The organism is Melaminivora alkalimesophila (genome assembly GCF_000282995.1).
Classification (GTDB): Bacteria; Pseudomonadota; Gammaproteobacteria; order Burkholderiales; family Burkholderiaceae_C; genus Melaminivora; species Melaminivora alkalimesophila.
This window is the reverse complement of record NZ_ALEE01000161.1, coordinates 1-2,327: the sequence shown is the minus strand read 5'-3', so window position 1 is coordinate 2,327 and position 2,327 is coordinate 1. Positions and strand designations below refer to the sequence as shown.

The following is a 2,327-nucleotide window of genomic DNA, read 5'->3' as shown; positions in this document are numbered from 1 at the left end:
CCTGCCGCTGCTGGTGCTGCTCGACGTCTCGGGCTCGATGGAACGCTATGCGCGCTTGCTGCTGGCCTTCCTGCACGCGGCCACGCGGCGCGCGCGCGTGGGCGAGCAGGGCCTGCCGCTGCGGCGCGACGTGTTCGCCTTTGGCACTGCGCTGACCGACCTGACGCCGGCCTTTGCCCTGGCCGACACCGACGCCATGCTGCGCGAGGCGGGGCGGCGCATCCAGGATTTCGCGGGCGGCACGCGCCTGGGCGAGAGCCTGGCCGAGCTGCGCGCACGCCATGCGCGCCGGCTGGTCGGGCGGCGCACGCTGGTGCTGATCGTGAGCGACGGCCTGGACACCGGCGAGCCGGCGCAGTTGGTGCGCGAGCTGGCGTGGCTCAAGCGCCATTCGCGCCGCATCCTCTGGCTCAATCCGCTGCTGCGCTTCGATGGCTACGCGCCGCTGGCCCAGGGCGCGCAGGCGCTGCACCAGGCGGCCGATGCCATGCTGGCGGTGCACAACGTCACGCGGCTGCAGCAGCTGGCCGCTGCCATGGCGGCGCTGCTGCGGCGCTGAACCGAAGAACCACCCATTCTTGTCTCGACCCCAGGAGGACCCCATGGACATGCAAGGATCCCGCACCCTGGCCATCACCCAGCAGCAGGCCTGGCAAGCGCTGAACGACCCCGAAGTGCTCAAGGCCTGCATCCCCGGCTGCGAGAGCATCGAGGCGACGCAAGAGGGCAGCTACGCACTGGTCAACGCCATCAAGGTCGGCCCGGTGGCGGCGCGCTTCAAGGGCAGCATCGTGCTGGCCGACATCCAGGCGCCCGAGAGCTACACGCTCAATTTCGAGGGGAACGGCGGCGCCGCGGGTTTCGGCCGCGGGACGGCCCGGGTGGCGCTCGCCCCACTGGAGGCCGGCGGCTGCGAGCTGAACTACATCGTCAACGCCACGGTGGGCGGCAAGATCGCCCAGGTGGGCCAGCGCCTGATCGACGGCGTGGCCAAGTCCATGGCCGAGAGCTTTTTCAAGCGTTTCGAGGAAGAGATGCAGCGCCGCCATGCGCCGCCGGAAGAAGTCGCCGCGGACGCGCAGGAGGCGAGCGAGCCCGGCGCGCTCAAGAAGATGTGGTCGCGCCTCAAGGGGGGCGCAGGCGAGGCTGCTGCGCCCACCCCGGAAGGCTGAGGCAGGGGAGCGGGCATGGAAAACCTCGACGTGATGGTGCTGCGCGCGCTGCGCGACTGGCGCCTGGCCGGGCGCCGGGCGCTGCTCGTGACGGTGGTGCGCACCTGGGGCTCCTCGCCGCGTCCGGTGGGCTCGATCATGGCGCTGCGCGAGGACGGGGCGGTGGTCGGCTCGGTCTCGGGTGGCTGCATCGAGGACGACCTGATCGCGCGCTACACCCAGCCGGACGCGCACGACGCGCTGCCGCGCGACCGCGCCGTGCAGTTCGCCAAGTACGGCATCACGGCGGACGAGGCGCACCGCTTCGGCCTGCCCTGCGGGGGGACGCTGGAGCTGCTCCTGGAGTTCGATCCGGACGCGCAGCTGCTGGAACAGCTGGTGCAGCAGCTCGATGCCGGCCGGCTGGTGCACCGCCGGGTGGGGCTGGACGATGGGCGGGTGCAGCTGCAACCGGCCCAGGCGCCGGCCGAGCTGGTGCTCGACGATCGGGCGCTGACCAACACCTTTGGCCCCGAGTACCGCATGCTGATCATCGGCGCCGGCCAGATGAGCGAGTACCTGGCGACCATGGCGCTTTTTTGTGGCTTTGCCGTCACGGTGTGCGATCCGCGCGAGGAATACCGCGGCAGCTTCGACGTGCCCGGCGCCCGGCTGGTGGCCAGCATGCCGGACGACACGGTGGCCGAGATGCAGCCCGATGCGCGCACCTGCGTGGTGGCGCTCACGCACGACCCGAAGCTCGACGACCTGGCGCTTTTGCAGGCGCTGGAGACTCCGGCCTTCTACATCGGCGCCATCGGCAGCCGGCGCAACAATGCCGCGCGCCGCCGGCGCATGATCGAGCACCTGGAGCAGACCGAGGAGAGCCTGGCGCGCCTGCGCGGGCCGGTGGGCATCCACATCGGCAGCAAGACGCCGCCCGAGATCGCCGTGAGCGTCATGGCCGAGGTGCTGGCCGTGAAGAACGGGGTGCGGCTGCCGCGCGACATGGACGTGGCGCACCGCAAGGACCAGGAGGGGCTGGCGGGCGCCGGCTCGGCCTGCGCCGTCGGCTGAAGGGGCGTGCGCGGGGCGATCGTCATGGCGGCCGGGGCCGGCCGGCGCATGGGCGGGCGGCCCAAGGGCCTGTTGCGCCGCGAAGGCGAGCCGCTGGTG

3 protein-coding genes and 1 pseudogene are annotated in these 2,327 nt (G+C 72.0%); all 4 read left to right on the top strand.

Annotation, left to right across the window (positions count from 1 at the left end):
• Positions 1–559, top strand: a 559-nt coding sequence (locus tag A612_RS02655) for a VWA domain-containing protein (protein ID WP_019373058.1), incomplete at its 5' end; no start/stop codon positions are given.
• A gap of 43 nt (positions 560–602) precedes the next feature.
• Positions 603–1,172: an SRPBCC family protein gene (locus tag A612_RS02650; protein WP_019373057.1), complete on the top strand. Its 570-nt coding sequence runs from the start codon at positions 603–605 to the stop codon at positions 1,170–1,172.
• Between the two features lie 15 nt (positions 1,173–1,187).
• Positions 1,188–2,228, top strand: a complete 1,041-nt coding sequence (locus A612_RS02645; RefSeq protein ID WP_019373056.1) for an XdhC family protein — start codon at positions 1,188–1,190, stop codon at positions 2,226–2,228.
• Between the two features lie 24 nt (positions 2,229–2,252).
• Positions 2,253–2,327 (top strand): annotated as a pseudogene (locus A612_RS16915) (nucleotidyltransferase family protein); the annotation flags it as partial.